Raw genomic sequence first — 20,164 nt, 5'->3', positions numbered from 1 at the left:
TTTCTTGGGTGAACGGTTATCGCCGTCGGAAAAATCTTTATTTTAGAGTATTGCAGATGAAGTTTCTGAGGTCGAATCAATCTTTCTTACGAGTCCCTGAAGTACTTTTCCCGGCCCAACCTCAACAAAGGATTTTGCTCCATCATTGACCATCTGTTGCACACTTTGTGTCCACTTTACGGGAGCAGTCAATTGGAGTATAAGATTGTTCTTAATCTCACCTGAATCAGTTACTGCTGTGGTGGTTACATTTTGATATATTGGACAACTTGGTTCATTGAAATTAGTGGCCTCAATTGCAGCAGCCAATTCTTCTCTAGCCGGCTCCATCAAAGGTGAATGGAAAGCTCCTCCAACAGGGAGTAATAGCGCCCTTCTAGCACCAGCTTCTTTGAGTTTTTCGCAAGCGAGATTAACCGCTTCTACATCTCCAGAAATGACCAACTGACCTGGGCAGTTGTAATTGGCAGGAACTACTATTCCATCGGTCTCAGCACAAATCTTTTCGACAACAGCGTCTTCCAATCCCAATACTGCTGCCATAGTACTTGATTGCATTTCGCAAGCTTTTTGCATTGCCATTGCTCTTTGAGCAACTAGTTTTAATCCGTCTGCAAAATTAAGGGTTCCATTCGCAACCAATGCCGAAAGCTCTCCCAGGGAATGTCCTGCCACCATATCTGGCTTAAAATTCTCCCCCAAAACCTTACTCAAAATCACCGAATGCAAAAAAATTGCCGGTTGGGTAACCTTTGTCTGTTTCAGGTCTTCTGCCGTTCCTTCAAACATAATATCAGTGATGGAAAACCCAAGAATATCATTTGCCTCTTCAAATAATTCTTGTGCTAATGGTTGGTTTTCATATAAATCAAGACCCATTCCTACAAATTGGGCCCCTTGTCCTGGGAAAATATAAGCGTTCATCGGTTTAGTTTTTAGTGGTGCAAAAATAAGGATTATTTGGAGGTCAGAGGTCAGTGACAGAAGTTGTTACAGACATTTTTCTTATTCTTCTTTAAACCAGGATGCATACTTAACATACGCATTGGCTATCCTGTCTATTTCACCAGCGCTTAATTCTGGACTTACTTCTTTTATTTTTTTTGCCGGCATTCCAGCATATATGCTTCCTGCTTCTACATGCGTGCCTTGGGTTACAACTGCTCCGGCTGCAATAATTGAATTACTCTCTACTACGCAATCGTCCATCAGAATAGCACCCATTCCGACAAGGACATTGTCTTTTACGGTACAACCATGCACTATAGCATTATGACCTATTGAAACATTATTCCCAATTGTTGTAGGTGATTTTTTATAGGTACAATGAATAACAGCACCATCTTGCACATTGACCTTATTTCCCATTTTTATATAATGGACGTCTCCCCGTAAAACTGCATTGAACCATATGCTGCAATGGTCTCCCATGGTCACTTCCCCTACAATAGTCGCATTTTCCGCAATAAAGCAATCTTCACCTATACTAGGTGATTTCCCTCTTACTGGTTGAATAATCATGTTTTTTTAATTATTGAAAATAGGATAGCAAGGTAGCTTTTTTTGAGGCAGAAACCGATAGTTCTTTTCCATTGGACAACACTACACTTCCGCCTTTTCCTCTTTTGTATTTGGTTACCTTTCCCACATGTACCAAATACGATTTGTGTATTCTGGCAAATGCATATTCGGAAAGAGCGTTTTCAAAATACTTCAGAGTTTTGCTCACCACAATCTTTTTGTGTTCTAAATAGATTTCCGTGTAATTATCGTCCGCTTTGCAAAAGAAAATATCATCAACGTCCAATACCTGAAAACCATCTTGTTGTGGCAAGGTAATCTTCCCTTCTGTCTTGGAGGTTTTGGCCACTAAAACCTGTCCTTCCAAAGCACTCTCTTTTTCCTTTATTTCTTTTACATATTCCACCGCTTTTACCAATTCATCAATATTTATGGGTTTCATAAGGTAATAGGCTGCATGGTTATTCAAGGCATCTATGGCATATTGGTTATAGGCTGTGACAAATACAGTTTCAAATGTGCGATCCGGAATTTTATCCAATAGGTCAAACGCGTTTCCGAACGGCATTTCCACATCTAAAAACACCAGATCAGGCTTGTGCTCCTGAATCAAATTTTGTCCTTCCTCTATATTGGCGGCCTCCCCCAACAACTTGATACCTGCACAGTATTTGGATAGATAATTCCTAAGAATCTCCCTACTATTTGCCTCGTCCTCTACTATGATTGTTTTTAACTCCATCAATCTTTTTTAAGTTTTAGCGATACTTTAGTTCCTGTTTCATCATCATAAAGATCTGTAATGGACACATCAACCTTGTTCTTGTACATATCGTTCAAGATTTGGATTCGCTTTTTAATGTTACCCATTCCTTTGGATTTCTGTTTCTTTTGATTTGAAGTCTTCAATGCGGCCGACTTTTTCCTTCCAATACCGTTATCCATGATATTAATTTCAAGCATATCATTGTCCAGCTGTTCTGCAGTTATTTTAAGAAACCCCTTTTCCTCTCGATATCGTAATCCATGCCAAATCGCATTTTCGATATAGGGTTGAAGGAGCATTGGTGGAATTTCGAAGGCCTCAATATCAATTTTCTCATCAATATCAATTTCAAAATCGAATTTATCTGCAAAACGGGAATGCTCAAGCTTGACATACAGTTCCAATAGTTCCAATTCCCTTGAAAGCGGAATAAAATCTTCTTCCGAATTTTCAAGAACACTGCGCATGAGCACCGAAAATTCACTTAAAAAACGATTTGCACTTCGTTCATCACTTTTTGCAATGTAAGTATTGACCGAATTCAGGGCATTAAAGATAAAATGAGGGTTCATTTGCGTGCGCAGTGACTTTAATGCCAATAGATTATTGGCCAGCTTTTGTTGCCTGTTGCTTCGATAATATAAAAACGTGGTCAAGGTCAGTAGGATAATTCCAATAGCCAATGAATAAATGATCCATTCCTGTTTCTTGGTCGCGGCCCTAGAAAGTTGTTGCTCAGCAAGTGCCAAGCTATACTTACTCTGCGATAGTTGACGTTCTTGTTCTAAACTGGAGATGCGATTCTGTTTGGTGGCAATCTCACGATTGAACCTTGCTGCTCGAGAGATTTCCTGTTCTTTCCGCACATAAAGACTATCAACAACCGCCACATAGTTTTGATATGACTCCAGAGCTTTGGAAAAATCCCCTTTATATCGATAGACTTCTGATAGTTTTCTTGTAGCATCCTTTTGCACCACCAAATCGTCTTCGCTGTCCGCCTCAACAATGCTGCGCTCCAAATATGGAATGGCTTCATCAAGCTTGTCTTGGGCGATATAAGCATTGGCAATTTTGTAGTTGATACGTTGTGATGTTATAGAGTCCGGATTTAAAAGACCAGCACTAGGTTTCGGAACAGCTTGCTGGGGCAGTTGTTTTAATTCGGTTAAGCTCTTTTTCCGTAATCGTATTTCATCATCATATCTATTTTTGTCACTATAGAAATCTGCAACCTTTTCATTCTCCTCAATCAGTCTTTCCGGGGCCACTTGTTTTGAAAGACTCAATGAATTCGTATAGAATCCTTCGGCCTCAATAATTCGGTTTTCACCTGCATAGGCATCGGCTATCTTTGAATTTAAATCGATGACCTTTGGTGATATCTGATTCTTTTGAGCCACTTCTAGACCTTCTTGATAAAAATCCAATGCCTTTTCCAGTTTTGATGATGCCTTATTGATGTCTCCCAAAGCTTCATAAAGTTCGATACGCTGATATGGAATCATATTTTTTGATTCCAACAAGGGCAAAAGTGTATTCTCGGCATTCTGAAATTCTCCGTTCCGCAAATAGGCCTTCCCAAGTAGTAAACTTGTTTTTGAAGATAGTCTGTTGGACAAGGCATCTTTAAAATTGGTAATGGCAAGGTCATATTGTTGGTGAAACAAGTATATATCTCCCAAAGCGGTCAATGCTGTGGATAGCTCCCTTTTATTGCCTCTTTTCCCTAACTGTGAAATTGATTTAGCGATGAAATCAATACTTTTTTCGAGATCTGTTTTTTTATAGAAATTAGCCGAATCCAGAAACCGTTCATGATTCGTGGTACTCCGTGCTGCTTCTTTTTTCTTCTTTTGGTCAACACTATAAGGGTCATAACCCTCAACGCGAACGTCAATATCCTCATCTGAAGTTATGCGATGTCTGACGGTTTCAAACTCCGGGCTTTCTACGATAAGAATATCATTAATAGATGCCCTTATTTTAAATTCGCCCAAAGCGTTGGTGCGTGCATACCTTCCCGAACTTGTGGACACATCAACGTCTGAAATAGGCTCAAAGTTCTCCATTCCTTTGACCGTTCCCTTGATTTCCATTACAGCATTGTCACCGTTTACCTGTGAAAATCCAGTAAATACGGCCATCAAAAAAAGGAGTATAAAGTGCTTTACTTTAGTCATATATACGTTCAAAACTTAAGTAAACTTAGTATATCTGAAGCGTACTAAAAAATGGTCCTTAGGCAAAAATGGGCTTTAGGCATGTGCATTTTACCCCTTTACAAACCAAGAAGGTCAGCTTACTCATTACAACAGTCCATTCCCTCATTTTTAGTTTTTATTGAAAAAAGGTAGAGATACATTTAGCCCATCTTTTAAAAATATTGAATCATGAAAAATGTAAAATATGTATTGGGTTTGGCCATGGCCACATTGACCCTTGGAAACATCTACGGATGCAACATAAATCAAAAACAACATCAAAACACGGCATTGGTTACCAAATCAATCGTTGAAAAACCATCAAAACAGTATGTGAAAATTGCATTACTGTTGGATACCAGCAACAGTATGGATGGGCTTATCAACCAGGCTAAAGCACAGCTTTGGGATATAGTAAATGAGTTTACCCATGCTAAATGTGAAAACGCAACAAGACCTTTATTACAGATTGCCCTTTATGAATATGGTAATGACAACCTGAGCGCAAATGAGGGTTACATTAGACAAGTAATTGGTTTTAGTAATGACCTTGATGAAATTTCAGAAAAATTGTTTTCCCTGACCACAAATGGCGGTGAAGAATATTGTGGACAAGTCATTCAAACTTCATTAAAGCAATTGGAATGGGGTAAAAATGCAGATGATCTTAAAATGATATTCATTGCAGGCAACGAACCATTTACTCAAGGGAAACTGAACTATCAAGATGCTGCATACAATGCCAAAGAAAATGATGTAATCGTTAACACCATTTTTTGCGGAAATTACAATCAGGGTATTTCAACAAAGTGGAAAAATGGTGCACTAATGACCGGTGGAGAGTACATGGCCATTGACCATAATAGACAAGTGGTGCATATTGACACCCCATATGACGACATCATCATCAAATTGAATGGTCAACTAAACAATACTTATATTTCTTATGGTTCTATAGGAAGAGAAAAGAAAGCAGCACAAGCTATGCAAGATAGTAATGCCGCTGAATTGGAAGAAGCGGTCGCCGTTAAAAGAGCTGTTAGTAAAAGTTCCAGGCTTTACAAAAACTCAAAATGGGATTTGGTGGATGCCATTGAAGATGATGAAGCGGTTGTTTCTGAGCTAAAACAGGACGATTTACCTTCAGAATTAAAGGGAAAATCAGAAAAGGAAATAAAAGAATATATAATCGCTAAAAAGAGCGAGCGGGTAAAAATTCAAAAACAAATTCAGGAGCTCAACAAAAAGCGTGAGGCCTATATCGCCAAAAATCAAAAGGAAGAAGCTGGAGAGCTTGAGAACGCAATGCTTTCAGCCATAAAGGCCCAGGCCTCAAAGAAAAATTATAAGTGGGATAACTAGTTCCGTAAATTACAGGTGAAAAAATGGTCTATCCCTATTGGATAGGCCTTTTTTAATTATTAGCAGCGGGACAATAACAATCGTAACGTTTGCCCTGATCATTCTGACCAAAATCATAGCCCAATGTAATCTGATGGAATCCACCATTGTCAAAACGGATATCCCCAGATTGATACGAATAATTATAAGAGAATAAAAAGTTATTTACGTTAACACCAACAATAGGCGTAAAAAGTTGCAGGCGTTGTTCTCCAAAACCACCATTGGTCTGAAATTGCGCTCCATCAAAACTTCTGCGGTATGATAATCCACCCCAAACGGTTCCAAAGCTTACATCTCTATATACTTTAGCATTAAAATCGATTGTTTTTTCCTTGGTAAAATCTGTCAATTGAAAAAGAACAGAAGGCTCAATTCTCGTTTTTCTTCCAAAAACATATCCTGCAGAAAGCAAATACCTTCTTAAATTATCAAATTCTGCGGCTGTATATAAGTCACGCCCGGTTCCCAAAATATTCAAAACAGCTGCATGGGCATAAAACTCCATAAAATTATAAGAAGCACCCAAATCAACATTAAAATAACTTGCTGTATTCTTGACACCAGTAACGACTGGGTCAGGGACAACCGATCTAAACTCTGTTTCATCCAAACTACTCAAAATAACCCCAGCACTTAATCCGAACGATAATTGGTTCAATGTCCTAAAATCACCCGCAAGTTGTAAATGGTGCGCATAGGTCGCTTTAAATCCCGTTTGGGAATGATATCCGTTGGAATCATTGAATAAAATTGCACCAACACCGCTTCGCTGACCTACCCTGGAATTGACATTTAATGTCTGAAGACTCGGAGCTTCATCCACGCTAAACCATTGTTTACGTGCCGTAAGCCTAATTTTGGTTCCTTCGGCAATTCCTGCCATCGAAGGATACACCAAATAATAGTTATCCGATAAATAGTCAAAATAAATAGGAATACCCTCCTGAGCCTTAGAAGTAAGCCCAAATAACAGGGTTATGATTAATGAGGTTAAATAGCGTCTCATGCAACGATTTTGGGCTATAGTTGTGGTTTAAAGGTAATCAAACATTTAGATAACGGTCGAAGTAGTACATTATTATATATTTTGACCCTCTTATTTACTTTGGTACTTTTGCAACAAATAGTTGCCATGAAAGAATTTAATATCACGGTGGTTGCCACCAACAACGCAAAAATCTTAAAATTTGAGGCCAATCATTTCCTTGTAAAGGGAAACTACGAGTATAAAAACATTGACGAAGCAAAGGATTCACCACTAGCGCAACAGTTGTTTTACCTACCTTTTATCAAAACTGTATATATCTCCGGAAATTTTATCGCTCTGGAACGATTTGACATTGTAGAATGGGAAGATGTAAAAGATGAAGTAGCACAGCAATTGGTGGAGTATTTAAATGCCGGAGAGCCCATTGTGAATGAGGAAGAAACGAAAAAGAAACAACCCATAACCGTTTATGCAGAAGTTACTCCGAACCCTGCGGTAATGAAGTTTGTATCCAATAAAAAAATAGTCCCTTCAACCTACGAGTTTAAGAACATTGATGAGGCCAAAGATTCCCAATTGGCACAAGAACTCTTCCATTTTCCTTTTGTAAAAGAAGTCTTCTTGGATGAAAACTATGTTTCTGTCTCCAAATTTGATGTTGCTGAATGGGAGGAAGTAACCATGGAAGTTCGGGAGTTCATAAGAGACTTTTTGGCTGATGGCAAAGAGGTCGTATCTCAAATTGCTATTGAAAAAGCCAAAGAAACTGCTGAGCAACAGGTAAGTCAAGTTCAATATGACGACACCTCCCAGCAAATTGTGGACATTTTGGAGGAGTATGTAAAACCTGCCGTTGCTAGCGACGGTGGAAATATTCTATTCCAATCCTATGAAAAGGAAAGCAAGACTGTAAATGTCGTTTTGCAAGGAGCATGTAGTGGGTGTCCTTCTTCCTCTTTTACATTAAAAAATGGGATTGAGACCATGCTCAAGAATATGATGGGCGACAAAGTAAATGAGGTGGTTGCCATTAACGGTTAATTTCCCCAGGGTATACTGCAGGTTATGCCTAATTTTTCCTAAATTGGATAAATTTAAAATCATTAACTATTATGGCAGTATTAAAAGTAATCGAGGTATTGGCCAACTCAGATGAGAGTTGGGAACAAGCCGCAAAAAATGCATTGGACCAAGCGTCCAGATCAGTTAAAAACATCCGCTCGGTTTATATCAATGAACAAAGCGCATCTGTTAAGGATGGTAAAATTGATGACTACAGAGTAAACGTAAAGATTACCTTTGAGGTAAAATAATCAAAGGGCATTATAAGGCGCCCATTTAGGGCGCTTTTTTTGTGTCCAAAATATTGTTATGATCAAAAGAATTGCACTTTTATCGGTTCTGTTTTCCTTGACACAGGGATGCACCCAAAAAACAACCAAAGTGGACCATAAATACACCAATGCCCTAATCAACGAGACAAGTCCTTACCTGCTTCAACATGCTCATAATCCAGTGAACTGGGAGGCATGGAGTCCTGAGGTGCTAGAACGTGCCAAGAAAGAAGACAAACCACTTTTGATAAGTATTGGATATGCCGCATGTCATTGGTGCCATGTCATGGAAAAGGAATGTTTTGAAGATGAAGAAGTGGCCAAAATGATGAATGAAAATTTCATCAACATTAAAATTGATAGGGAAGAAAGACCGGATGTTGACCAAATATATATGGATGCCATTCAAATGATGTCCGGAAACGGTGGTTGGCCCTTAAACATTGTTGCCCTGCCCGATGGAAGGCCATTTTGGGGTGCAACATATGTACCAAAAGACAATTGGGTCAAATCTCTAGATCAACTCATTAATCTATACAAAAAAGATAAGCAAAGAATTGTACAGGTTGCTACCGACCTTGCAAATGGAATAAATGCCATCAACCTAGTAGAAAACAAGGCTGATGCAGATACTTATTCTCTAGATCAGTTGGACAACGCAGTTTCAAACTGGTCCAGACATTTTGACAATTACCTAGGAGGATATAAAAGGGCACCGAAATTCATGATGCCCAATAATTGGGATTTTCTGTTACATTACGCAACTGCCAATAACAAGCCTGAATTGATGGAGCAGGTCGATGTTACATTAACCCGAATGGCCTACGGGGGCATCTACGATCATGTGGGAGGTGGTTTTTCGCGATATGCGGTTGATACCAAATGGCATGTACCACATTTTGAAAAAATGCTGTATGACAACGGGCAATTGACCAGTCTTTATGCCAAAGCCTACGCTGCAACCGGAAACGAACTCTATAAGAACATAGTCCAAGAAACTATTGATTTTGTAAAAGAGGAGTTATCAGATGAAAATGGTGGTTTCTATTCTTCTTTAGATGCGGATAGCCTTGATGACCACGGTGAATTGGAAGAAGGTGCATATTATGTTTGGTCCAAGGAAGAGCTGACCCAATTAATTGGTTCTGATTATGAAATCTTTAAAGATTATTTCAACATCAACTCCTATGGACTTTGGGAAAAGGGTAATTATGTGTTGATTCGTGATAAAGATGATACCGAAATTGCCGAAAAGCATGGTATCTCTGTACCTGGTCTTGGGCAAAAGATGAAGAAGGCGCTAAACATTTTAAAACAAGAAAGAGCGAAACGGGACAAGCCTAGATTGGATGATAAAATTCTTACCTCATGGAACGGCTTGATGTTGAAAGGCCTTGTTGATGCCTACCGTTATTTAGGAAATGAAGAATACCTTGAATTAGCCCTAAAAAATGCAGCATTCATTGAAAAGGAAATGATAAAAGACAATTTTTCCCTGTTCCGAAACCATAAAAAGGGTGAAAGTAACATCAATGCCTTTTTAGATGATTACGCCGCAGTAATTGAGGCTTATATCGCTTTATATGAGGTTACTTTTGACCAAAAATGGTTAGAGCATGGCAAAAAATTGCTGGATTATACCAAACTTCACTTTTTTGACAGTACATCTGGTATGTTTTTCTATACTTCTGATGAGGATGAATCCTTAATTCGAAGATCTGTCGAAACAAGTGATAATGTAATTTCCGCTTCCAATTCAATCATGGCCAAAAACCTGCTCAAATATCACAAATTGTTTTCTGAGGAAGGTTACGGAGAAACCGCTGAACAAATGGTTAAAAATGTACAGACAGATTTTGATGAGAGTGCCCAAGGTTTTGCCAATTGGTTGCATTTGGTACTCTATGAAAATCAGAATTTCTATGAAATTGCTGTCGTTGGTGAGAATTACAAGGATTTGGGAAAACAAATAGCAAGTAGTTATATCCCCAATAGCATCTTGGTCGGTTCTCCAAAAGAAGGTACTATCGAACTATTGAAAAGTAGGTACAATGAAGGCCAAACCTTGGTTTATGTGTGTATTGAAGGGACGTGCAAACTACCTGTTACCTCGGCAGAAAAAGCACTAGGTCAATTGCGGAATTAAACAAAGTTTAATATCTATACATTGTAAAAAATTGTAACATCATTTTTCTTTGTTTTTTATTTGAATACTATGGAAGAGTTTTGGAATCTTGAACAACAGTTGGAAGGAGCATTAAAGTTAGTCTTGGCATATCTTCCAAAACTGTTTTGGGCCATCATAATCTTTGTTGTCGGTTTGTGGATCATACGACTAATCAATAAGCTAGTCCATAAATTCTTCGAACGGAAGGATTATGATGAAACATTGGAAAGTTTTTTACAAAGCTTTATCAGTATAGCCCTTAAAGTACTTTTAATTGTTGCGGTAGTTACCGAACTTGGAGTACAGTCTTCATCGCTAATTGCCATGGTCGGTGCGGCAGGTTTGGCAATTGGTTTGGCACTGCAAGGATCTTTGGCCAATTTTGCGGGTGGTGTTCTAATTCTCCTTTTTAAACCCTTCAAAGTTGGTGATTGGATTTCTGCACAAGGTGTCGATGGCACGGTAAAACAGATTACCATCTTTAGCACCAAGCTCAATACTTTTGGAAACCAAGTCGCCATTATTCCAAACGGACAGCTTTCCAACGGAAGTATTGTCAATTATAACATGGAAAATACGCGAAGAGATAAGTTCGATGTTGGCATTGGATATGGTTCAAATATTAAGGCCGCAAAAGAAATTTTGCTCCAGGTTTGTGCAGATAGTACTGATATATTAAATGAACCTGCACCTGAAGTTTATGTTGGAGAATTGGGTGATAGTTCCGTAAACCTTACTTTACGCTTTTGGGCTAAAAACGATGTGTTTTGGCCAGCCCACTTTTACGTCATCGAAGAAACCAAATCCCGTTTTGATGAGGCCGGAATTGAAATTCCATTCCCACAACGTGTGGTTCACGGAGCTTCGGAGTAAGTTGCTAATTCTTCTTTTTAGTCTGCATTACAAAATCCTTTAGATAATAAGGCTCAAAATAAGCGACGTCTTCTAAGGTGTTCTCTTGGAATTTCTTAAATGAAATTGAGGCCATTTCCTTAGCAGAAGGGACTATGGATGTATCAAATTGAAAATTCCCTTGCTTAAGAATCTCTTTGCATTTTTCTGCCCCACTGCCGACAATGTACACTTTCTGAAAAGAGGCGTAGTCGCCAAAAGAATCTTCGGTAATAATCTCAGCCTTGGTCTCCCTTACTTCCTTAAAATCAGCGTCAAAAACCGAGGAATACACTTCCATGCGTCGTGCATCAAGCACTGGAATAACAACTTCATCCTCCTTCAGCAAAACCTGAGATGCCATACTTTGCAAGGTTGGCACCGAAATCAATGGTAAATCAAGTGAAAAACATAATCCCTTGGCGGCAGACACTCCAATTCGGAGACCCGTATAAGATCCTGGACCTTTACTTACAGCTATTGCATCCAAGTCGGAAAAAGAGAAGGAGGCCTCATCTAAAGCCTCCTTTATAAATACATGCAATTGTTCTGAATGGGAGTAGTTTGTTGCATTGTTTTCTTTTAAACAAACAATGTCATTACCTTCCGAAATGCTTACGGAACAATTTGTAGTTGCTGTTTCTAAGTTTAGTATTCTGGCCATAGCGGCCACAAAGATACTAGTTTAGTGAAATCGGAATACCAAAATAGAACTCCAATATCTTCAATCTAAAAATATAATCGTACTTGGTTCGGATTACATCGGCCTCAGCGTTATCCAATCTTGATTGGGCCTGGCTAAAATCGAATGCATTCATCAATCCAACATCAAAGCGCTCTCTGGCATAATCATAAGCCAATCTTCGTGCATCCAACGTCTTTTCGGCAGCTTCGTATGCTTTAAAGAAAGAAGTTACATCTACATAAGCTTGATTGATATTGGTCTCCAATTCAAGTTTTTGTTGCTCCAGTTGAACTTTAGAGATATCCACATTAATTTTTGCTCGTTTTACATTGTTTCTAGCACTCCAACCATTAAAAATGGGAACATTTAGTTGTGCTCCATAGGAGATACCATCAAAAATGTACAATTGGTCAAAAAAGTTTCCAAAAATCGCATTCTGATCTGAATATCTTGTGTTATAGTTGAAAAAACCAGTAAGCGTAGGATATTTGGCACCTTTTGCTATTTCCAAATCCTTCTCAGAAAGCTCAACATTGCTTTCAGAAAACTTAATATCATTTCTAAAAGTCAACGCCTTATCGAAAATGACTTTGGGTGAGTTGTTGAGAATATCAGAAATAGGTATTTCAAAAGACTCTTCGGCGATATCAAAATTTTCGTAATCCGTTATTTGCAACAGTTGGGCAAGGCTTATTTTAGAAATCAGCACCAAGCTCTCTCCATTTACAACTTGTTGTTCTTGATTGGCAGCTGTAGCTTCGATTTCCAATAAATCCCCCCGAGGAGAAACACCGGATTCCACAAGTTCCTTCGTTCTTTTTAAATCTTGCTCAGTAACGGCAAGCTGCGCCCTGAATGTCTTTAATGTTTCTTTATTGGATAAGACTTGAAGATATGAATTGGCCACATTTAATCTAATATCATCTTTAATGTCATCAACCCGATATTGATTTGCAATCCCGTTCAATCTTGCCCTTTGGATTCTTTTAAAGTTTCGAAGTCCATCAAATAAAACTACATTGGATGAAAGGTTCGCGCTGACATTCAAAATCGTATTCGTAGTTGGTTCATTGGTTGCCGGGTTAAAGGATAAACCTGTATTCGATGATATGGTCGATGAACCATTCAAATTAGGAATAAGTGCCCCGATTGCATCTGACTCATCTATCTTGGCATTTTCCAAGTCCAGCTCAAACTGCTCAATGGTCAAGTTATTTTCTACGGCGTATTCTACACATTCTTGTAGTGTCCATTTCCGCATCTGTGCGTTTGAAATTGTAACGGCGCACAACAGTACCAGTAGTGTTATTAATCTACTTTTCATTCGTTTTTTGATTTAATTCTTTATTAAGCTAATTGATTAGGAATCTTCGTCATCATCACTCTTCTGCTCCAATTTATTCCAAACCTTGATTTTGGCATCTTCTTCTATTCCTGAAATAACCTCAACATCAATTCCATCGCTAACACCCAATTCCAATTCCTTTTTCTCAAACTCGTTCTCGGCTATTTCCACTTCTACATAGGGCTGCTCGGAATCTTTATCAAATTGCAACAATGCTTCCTTGATGGCAAGTACGTCCTTCTTCTCTTCCAAAACAATTGAGGCATTAGCGCTATAACCAGCGCGCACATAGGTACTATCGTTCATTTCCAAATCGCCTTCTATCTTAAACTGAACAGCACCTTCTTCTTCTACTCCCTTTGGAGCAATGAATTTAAGTTTTGCTTCAAATTTGTTCTTTTCCAGAGCCCCCAAACTAATCTCCAAAGGCATGCCTTCATGTAGTTTTCCAACCTCAGCTTCGTCCACTTCCCCTTCAAAAATCATTTTGGTCATATCAGCAATGGTAGCAATCGTTGTACCATCGTTGAAGTTATTACTTTGAATTACTTGATCTCCTTCTTCTACCGGAATCTCAAGAATTGTCCCTGAAACAGTAGCCCTAATGTTAGTGTTAGCGCTTGCTGAACCTCCTGCGGAACCTCTTCTGATAATTTGGTAATCCGCTCTTGAGTTCTTCAATTCTTGTTGAGCCTGATCAAAGGTCAACTGCTGATTGTTGAAATCTTGGCTTGAGATTACTCCCTTGTCAAACAAAGCCTTGTTTCGATCATACTCTACTTTGGCATTGTTTAAGGCCAATTCCGCATTTCTAACCCTTCCAGCCGCCTGGTTCAACGACTGCTCGTTTGGAACTACCTTAATTACGGCAATCAAATCCCCAGCTTTGACTTCGACTCCTTCCTCCAAGTAAATCTTTTCAATGATTCCAGAAATTTGTGGTTTAATATTGATTTCATCTTCTGGAATAACCTTTCCGGTTACGATTACCTTGTTGGTGATATCTTTACGTTCCACCGTTTCGGTTTTATACAGTTGTTTAGGGGTGCTATTCTGTTTTAGAAAATAGACAATGGCAGCCAAAATACCTATTACGGCCAACCCTATCAATCCATATTTTACATATTTGTTCATTGTTATTCTAATTTATTCTGATTGATTATTCTTCTCTTAATGCTTCTATTGGTCTTACTCGAATGGCCTTGTTTGCAGGCAATAATCCTATCAATACACTAAAGGTTACCATGAGCAAAAATGAAATTCCAAACTGAGGTATATTGACCATCGGGTTAACAAACGGAAAATCTTCTCCACTACCCCAAAGGGAATTCAGTCCTGCTAAAATGCCTACGGAAATGGCAAAACCAATAAGTCCTGCAAATGCTGTTAAAACAATGGCTTCAACAACTATCTGACGTTTTACCACAACCGGTGTGGCCCCAAGGGCCCGTCGGACACCAATCTCTTTAGTTCTTTCCTTTACTGTAATTAACAAAATGTTGCTGATAGCAATAATACCGGCCAAAAGGGTGAATATGCCAATAAAGAATGAGAACCCTTTTAACACGTTTGTAAAGGCGCTGATGTTGTTGAAAATTTCCGACATGTCAAAACTTCCAATAGCCCTTTCATCATTGGGATGAATATCGTACTTAGCCTTAAGGATTCTTTTTATTTGGTTTTCAACAACGGCAACCTTTGTATTCGGTTCTACGGCTATCGCCATCCAACCCATACGTTCTCCGCTATTAAATGCTTTCTGGAAGGTGGTAAATGGTATAAAGACCGCGTTTTCACCATCGATATTAATGTTGTTATTTGGTTTGTATATACCTACTACGGAAAAGAACACTCCATTAATTCGGATATCTTCCCCTATTGCATTTTCTCCTTTTTCAAAAAGTAATTTATAGGTTTCCTCTCCTATGACACAAACCTTTTTTGAGTCTTTGATGTCATTGTTATTGAGGAATCTTCCTTCCACCAACTTCTTCTTGGTAATATTGTCGATTTCTGGAAAATCACCATATACTGCAGATCCACTGGTCTGGCCTTTTCGATACACGGTGGTCACGTTGCGATGGTTCCCCAATTCAATTCGTGGTGCCAAAACCTCAATTTCGGGGATTTGTTCTTTTAAAATTCGAGCGTCATCAATCTTATATCGGATTCTACGCCCTCTTTCAAAACCTTTATATGGTTCCGAAGTACTCTGTCCCCAGACAAAAAGGCTATTTGAAGCGGTTCCGGCGAAAATTTTATCAAATCCGTTGCTCATTCCGTTGGCAGAACCTAAAAGAAGGACCAATATGAGCATGGCAAATATAACTCCCAGCATGGTCAAGAATGTCCGGAACATGTTCTTTCCAAGCGTATGAAAAATTTCTGACCATAAATCTCTATCAAATAACCACATACTACTTATCTCTTAATGCAACAATGGGTTTTACGTTTGCAGCTTTTATTGCTGGTATTAAACCGGCCATCACACCCGCTACGATCAATACGATAGTGGCTGTGACTACGGTAGAACCACTGACATTAGGGTTGCTAAAAGCTGGTGTTTCTATAGTAGGACCTATTGCAGCCAAAATCATCCAGGCAAACAATAGTCCAATAAACCCAGATAGGGTAGTGATAAAAATAGATTCTAGAAGTACCAGGTTTACAATCTGTTTGGGTCTCGCACCCAACGCTTTTCTAACACCGATTTCTTTGGTGCGTTCTTTAATGGTAAAAACCATGATGTTTCCAATGCCTACTATTCCTGCTATCAGGATCAAGAATCCAACTCCAATTCCGATGGCCCTCAAAACTGCTGAGAAACTACTGATATCATCAAAAGCCTCGGCGTAGTTCCAAACAAACAATCCAGATTGGTCTTTGGGAGATACCTTATGTCTTCGTTTCAATAGATCTTCTAAACGTCCGGAAAACTCCAATGCCTTTGTCAAATCATAGGTAGGATTGTATGTAAGGGCAATAGCACTTATATCGTTTGTATTTCCGTAAATTCTTTGATATGTACTAATTGGCGCGTATATTCTTCGTTCTGCATTGTCATCACCTTCGTCAATGAATATGCCGATAATACGAAAGGGGAGCCCATTGAATTCGGCAAAATTACCGACTGGATCCTCATCTTTAAATAAATCTTCAGCTACTTTATTTCCAATTACGGCAACTTTGGCCTTATTGGTGAGGTCCGCTTCATTGAAAAATCTTCCATCTGTAATGATAAGCTTTTCAATAATCTGGAATTCAGGATGCACTGCTTGTATCGGATATGATCCTGTTTCACTTTTATACCTTGCAGTTGTATTAGAAAAATATCTGGCGCTGATATACTCGACATCATCGGCGAAACTCTGTTTGATATATTCTACGTCGTCACTTTTAAATTGAATGCGTCTTCCGGCTTCAAAACCGGCATACGCCTTTGCTGTAGTACCCGGACGAACAAAAATAGAGTTAGTGGCGTCGTCATTAAATTGACCAACAAATCCATTTTGCATACCATTGACTGAAGCCAAAAGCATCACCAAAATAAATATAGCCCAACCAACGGAAAAGCCTGTTAAGAAAGTACGAAGCTTGTTCTTTTTAAGGGTGTTGAATATTTCTTGCCAAATATCTCTATCAAACATATTGTTCGGCCCTAACTTGTTTTACCTTTTTGTCTTCTACAATTACTCCATCTTTTAAATGGACAATTCGTTTGCACATATGGGCAATATCTTCCTCGTGGGTAACAACCAAAATGGTGTTTCCTTCGTCGTTGATTTTTTGGATAAGATCCATGACCTCATACGAAGTGGTACTATCCAAAGCTCCTGTTGGCTCATCGGCCAAAAGAACTTTAGGCTCTGCTGCCATAGCCCGAGCAATTGCCACACGTTGTTTTTGTCCTCCGGACAACTCACTTGGTAGATGGGTAGCCCATTCCCTTAATCCTACTCTCTCCAAATATTTAAGTGCTTTTTCTTGTCGTTCTTTTCTTGGCACGCCTTGGTAATATAGCGGTAAGGCTACATTCTCCATTGCACTCTTATAATTGATCAGGTTGAAGGATTGGAAAACAAAGCCCAAGAATTTGTTTCTGTATTGCGCAGCTTTTGTTTCGCTCAAATCTTTGATCGGGACACCATCTAAGATGTATTCACCACTATCAGCTCCATCGAGCATTCCTAAAATATTCAGTAAAGTAGATTTTCCAGAACCTGAAGACCCCATAATGGCCACTAGCTCACCGGCTTCTGCATTAAAATTGATTCCTTTTAATACATGAAGTGAATTACTGCCCATTTTATAGGACTTATTAAGGTCTTTGATTTCTATCATGGTTGAGAATATTAGCTATCTGGTAGTTTAACTACTGTAATATGACTTACAAGTCGTTAAAATGTTACAAGATTATTTGATTTTTTTTATTAAATGACTAGTCTGTGTTTTCGTCTTCCTCTATGGCATTCCAAACCTTGACCTTGTCTTCGAGCACAAGTCCTGATTTTACCTCCACAAAAATACCATCACTTACCCCTAACTCTATATCCCTGCGCTCAAATTGTTGTTCCGAGGTCTCTACTTCAACAAATGGTTTTTTGGTATCATCGTCAAACTGAACCAAGGCCTCTTTTAAAGCCAAAACGCTATCTGCTCTCGCTAAGATAATGGAAGCATTGGCACTAAGACCTGCTCTAATAAAAACAGAGTCTTGCTTTTTAAGTGTTCCCTTAATCTCAAACTGGATGGCTCCGTTCTCTTCCTTGCCTTTTGGTGCGATGTAATCCAGCACGGCATCAAAAACTTTGTTTTCAATTGCACCAACTGTTATTTCCAAGGGTAGTTCTTCTTTTATTCTCCCTACATCTGATTCATCCACTTTTCCTTCAAAAATCATCTTTTCCACATCGGCAACCGCGGCAATTGTGGTTCCTTCGTTAAAATTGTTGCTCTCTATCACTTGATTTCCTACCTCTACCGGCACTTCCAAAACCATTCCACTAACAGTTGATTTAATCAATGTATTAGCCGAATTGCTAAATCCCGAAGTAGTTCCCGTTCTTACAATATCGTAGCGTTTGTTCGCTGCTCTGTGCGATTGCCTTGCCTGATCATAGGCCACCTGGGCACGCTCTAAATCCGCCTTGGAAATTACACCTTTATCAAAAAGTGATGCTTGTCTTTCATAATTTCGCTTTTGATCATCCAAATCAATCTTGGCTTCGTCAATCGCATTCTTGGCGTCATTCAGCGCATTTAAATTGGGGACTACTTTTATCTTGGCCAACAAGTCGCCCGATTTTACGTAATCACCACCTTCAACATAAATCTCCTCAATTACTCCTGAGATGTTAGGCTTGATCAATACTTCTTCGAGGGGAAGAATACTACCGGTGGCTACCGCTTTTTTAACAATATTCTTTTTTGAAAGTTCTTCTATTTCGTAAACTACTGGGTTTTCAGAATTTTTTTGATAGAGATAATACATAGATCCCCCAAAAACAATTATGATGAGCAATAGAATGATAATGGTTACTGACTTTTTCATTGTAATTAATATGGTTTATTTTGATTGATGATTCTTTTATTCTGTTCGTAAAGCTTCAATTGGACGCACACGAATGGCACTGTTCGCTGGTATGAAACCAGCCAATAATCCTGATATCATTAATATCATCATGGCTCCACTCACAACACCTACGCTTACATTCGGATTGATAAACATATCTACTGGGCCGACACTGTCCAACAGCGAATTAATGCCATAAATGACCAACGACCCGAAAATAATTCCAACCATGCCTGATATTATCGTCAGGAAAATAGATTCCATAAGAATCTGTTTTTTAATGGACCATGGCTGCTCGCCCAATGCCCTACGAATTCCAATTTCTTTGGTGCGCTCTTTGACCACAATTAACATTATATTGCTCACACCAATAATACCGGACAACAATACCATGATACCTACGATATAAGCGATGGCTTTTAGCCCTGCAAAAAGACTTTCTACCCGATTAAACTGTTCGTAAAGGTCAAAATATCCTATTGCTCTATTGTCCTCTGGGTGTACTTTATGCCTTTCCCGTACTACTTCAATAATATTTTCTTTTAATGCGGATATGGAGTTTCCGTCATGTGCAGTAATTGCCATCCAGCCTACGTCTTCTCCTCGATTGAATGCTTGAGAGAAAGCCGTAAACGGAACAAATATTTCTTTTTGAGCTTCTTCTCCATTACCATCATTGTTGTTCTTCTTGTATGTACCAATCACTAGAAAATTTACTCCTTGTATTTTGATATAAGTACCCAAATACTCTTCATCTTTTTCATAAAGATCCTTGACTACTCCCCTTCCGATTATAGCAACTTTACGTTTTTCGTTGATGTCATTGTAATTCAGAAACCGACCTGACGTTATCGTCATGGGGTCCTGGTTTATTATTTCCGGATAATCTCCATAAACACTATACGCGCCCGTTCTAATGCCTCTTACTACATTATTTCCTCCTCCGGTTCCTCCAGTATGATTTCTGGGAGAAACAAAACGAAGGTTGGGCACATTATCCCAAATGGCCTGAACATCGCTCACTTTAAATTCAAAACTTCTATCCTTTGGCAATCCTTCATATGGTTTGGTGGTCCTCCGTGTCCACATGAACATTGTGTTGGTAGCTATATCGCCAAAATCTGCTCGAATCCCATTCTCAAAACCCTTTCCGGCTGCCAACAACACAATCAGAATGAAGATTCCCCAACATACGCCAAAAGCAGTGAGTATGGTACGGCCCACATTGCTTGTGAGCACTTCCAATATTTCCCTCCATCTATCCTTATTGAACATCTTTATGTACGC

At 38.9% G+C, this 20,164-nt stretch carries 18 protein-coding genes; 5 read left to right on the top strand and 13 right to left on the bottom strand.

The window, feature by feature from the left end:
• Nucleotides 1-42 precede the first annotated feature (42 nt).
• The 4 genes from fabD to ACOKFG_RS06540 form a co-directional block, all read right to left on the bottom strand.
• Nucleotides 43-924, bottom strand: coding sequence for an ACP S-malonyltransferase (gene fabD, locus ACOKFG_RS06555; protein WP_298794155.1), 882 nt, complete (start codon nt 922-924; stop codon nt 43-45).
• A gap of 81 nt (nt 925-1,005) precedes the next feature.
• Nucleotides 1,006-1,521 carry a gamma carbonic anhydrase family protein gene (locus ACOKFG_RS06550; protein WP_299487854.1) on the bottom strand — a complete coding sequence of 172 codons (516 nt, stop codon included), beginning with the start codon at nt 1,519-1,521 and terminating at the stop codon, nt 1,006-1,008.
• A 10-nt stretch (nt 1,522-1,531) separates the two neighbouring features.
• Nucleotides 1,532-2,263: a LytR/AlgR family response regulator transcription factor gene (locus ACOKFG_RS06545; protein ID WP_298794152.1), complete on the bottom strand. Its 732-nt coding sequence runs from the start codon at nt 2,261-2,263 to the stop codon at nt 1,532-1,534.
• Nucleotides 2,263-4,470 carry a histidine kinase gene (locus ACOKFG_RS06540; protein WP_298794151.1) on the bottom strand — a complete coding sequence of 736 codons (2,208 nt, stop codon included), beginning with the start codon at nt 4,468-4,470 and terminating at the stop codon, nt 2,263-2,265. Before ACOKFG_RS06540 ends, ACOKFG_RS06545 begins: the two co-directional genes overlap by 1 nt.
• 210 nt (nt 4,471-4,680) lie before the next feature.
• On the opposite strand from ACOKFG_RS06540, the gene ACOKFG_RS06535 reads away from it, so the two are divergent.
• A complete protein-coding gene (locus ACOKFG_RS06535; protein WP_299487859.1) occupies nt 4,681-5,853 on the top strand; it encodes a VWA domain-containing protein in 1,173 nt (390 codons plus the stop codon).
• 52 nt (nt 5,854-5,905) lie between these two features.
• Here ACOKFG_RS06535 and ACOKFG_RS06530 read toward each other — a convergent pair whose 3' ends face one another.
• The gene (locus ACOKFG_RS06530) at nt 5,906-6,901 is read right to left on the bottom strand and encodes a PorP/SprF family type IX secretion system membrane protein (RefSeq protein ID WP_299175114.1); all 996 of its coding nucleotides are present in this window, start codon (nt 6,899-6,901) and stop codon (nt 5,906-5,908) included.
• Nucleotides 6,902-7,027: 126 nt separating this feature from the next.
• Between ACOKFG_RS06530 and ACOKFG_RS06525 the strand changes: the two genes are divergently transcribed.
• The 4 genes from ACOKFG_RS06525 (at nt 7,028) to ACOKFG_RS06510 (ending at nt 11,257) form a co-directional block, all read left to right on the top strand.
• A complete protein-coding gene (locus ACOKFG_RS06525; protein ID WP_299487861.1) occupies nt 7,028-7,924 on the top strand; it encodes a NifU family protein in 897 nt (298 codons plus the stop codon).
• A 71-nt stretch (nt 7,925-7,995) separates the two neighbouring features.
• A complete protein-coding gene (locus tag ACOKFG_RS06520; RefSeq protein ID WP_298794147.1) occupies nt 7,996-8,196 on the top strand; it encodes a dodecin family protein in 201 nt (66 codons plus the stop codon).
• Nucleotides 8,197-8,254: 58 nt separating this feature from the next.
• On the top strand, nt 8,255-10,363 hold the full coding sequence (locus tag ACOKFG_RS06515) for a thioredoxin domain-containing protein (RefSeq protein ID WP_299487864.1): 2,109 nt from the start codon (nt 8,255-8,257) through the stop codon (nt 10,361-10,363).
• Between the two features lie 69 nt (nt 10,364-10,432).
• Nucleotides 10,433-11,257 carry a mechanosensitive ion channel domain-containing protein gene (locus ACOKFG_RS06510; protein ID WP_299487867.1) on the top strand — a complete coding sequence of 275 codons (825 nt, stop codon included), beginning with the start codon at nt 10,433-10,435 and terminating at the stop codon, nt 11,255-11,257.
• A 4-nt stretch (nt 11,258-11,261) separates the two neighbouring features.
• Here ACOKFG_RS06510 and tsaB read toward each other — a convergent pair whose 3' ends face one another.
• The 8 genes from tsaB to ACOKFG_RS06470 all read right to left on the bottom strand — a co-directional run bounded on the left by tsaB (nt 11,262) and on the right by ACOKFG_RS06470 (nt 20,152).
• Nucleotides 11,262-11,939: a tRNA (adenosine(37)-N6)-threonylcarbamoyltransferase complex dimerization subunit type 1 TsaB gene (tsaB, locus tag ACOKFG_RS06505; protein ID WP_299487870.1), complete on the bottom strand. Its 678-nt coding sequence runs from the start codon at nt 11,937-11,939 to the stop codon at nt 11,262-11,264.
• Between the two features lie 16 nt (nt 11,940-11,955).
• Complete coding sequence (locus ACOKFG_RS06500; protein WP_299175104.1) at nt 11,956-13,284, bottom strand: TolC family protein; 1,329 nt, start codon at nt 13,282-13,284, stop codon at nt 11,956-11,958.
• Nucleotides 13,285-13,320: 36 nt separating this feature from the next.
• Nucleotides 13,321-14,439: an efflux RND transporter periplasmic adaptor subunit gene (locus ACOKFG_RS06495; protein ID WP_422862062.1), complete on the bottom strand. Its 1,119-nt coding sequence runs from the start codon at nt 14,437-14,439 to the stop codon at nt 13,321-13,323.
• A 25-nt stretch (nt 14,440-14,464) separates the two neighbouring features.
• Complete coding sequence (locus tag ACOKFG_RS06490) at nt 14,465-15,721, bottom strand: ABC transporter permease (RefSeq protein ID WP_422862061.1); 1,257 nt, start codon at nt 15,719-15,721, stop codon at nt 14,465-14,467.
• A 1-nt stretch (nt 15,722) separates the two neighbouring features.
• The gene (locus tag ACOKFG_RS06485) at nt 15,723-16,952 is read right to left on the bottom strand and encodes an ABC transporter permease (protein ID WP_422862060.1); all 1,230 of its coding nucleotides are present in this window, start codon (nt 16,950-16,952) and stop codon (nt 15,723-15,725) included.
• Nucleotides 16,945-17,646 carry an ABC transporter ATP-binding protein gene (locus ACOKFG_RS06480; protein WP_298794135.1) on the bottom strand — a complete coding sequence of 234 codons (702 nt, stop codon included), beginning with the start codon at nt 17,644-17,646 and terminating at the stop codon, nt 16,945-16,947. Before ACOKFG_RS06480 ends, ACOKFG_RS06485 begins: the two co-directional genes overlap by 8 nt.
• A gap of 97 nt (nt 17,647-17,743) precedes the next feature.
• Nucleotides 17,744-18,856, bottom strand: coding sequence for an efflux RND transporter periplasmic adaptor subunit (locus tag ACOKFG_RS06475; RefSeq protein WP_299487878.1), 1,113 nt, complete (start codon nt 18,854-18,856; stop codon nt 17,744-17,746).
• 36 nt (nt 18,857-18,892) lie between these two features.
• Complete coding sequence (locus ACOKFG_RS06470; protein WP_299487880.1) at nt 18,893-20,152, bottom strand: ABC transporter permease; 1,260 nt, start codon at nt 20,150-20,152, stop codon at nt 18,893-18,895.
• Between the last annotated feature and the right edge of the window lie 12 nt (nt 20,153-20,164).

Source organism: Flagellimonas rhodophyticola, assembly GCF_049332665.1.
Taxonomy (GTDB): Bacteria; Bacteroidota; Bacteroidia; order Flavobacteriales; family Flavobacteriaceae; genus Flagellimonas.
The sequence above is the reverse complement of the archived record's forward strand: the minus strand, read 5'-3'. Positions and strand labels throughout refer to the sequence as shown.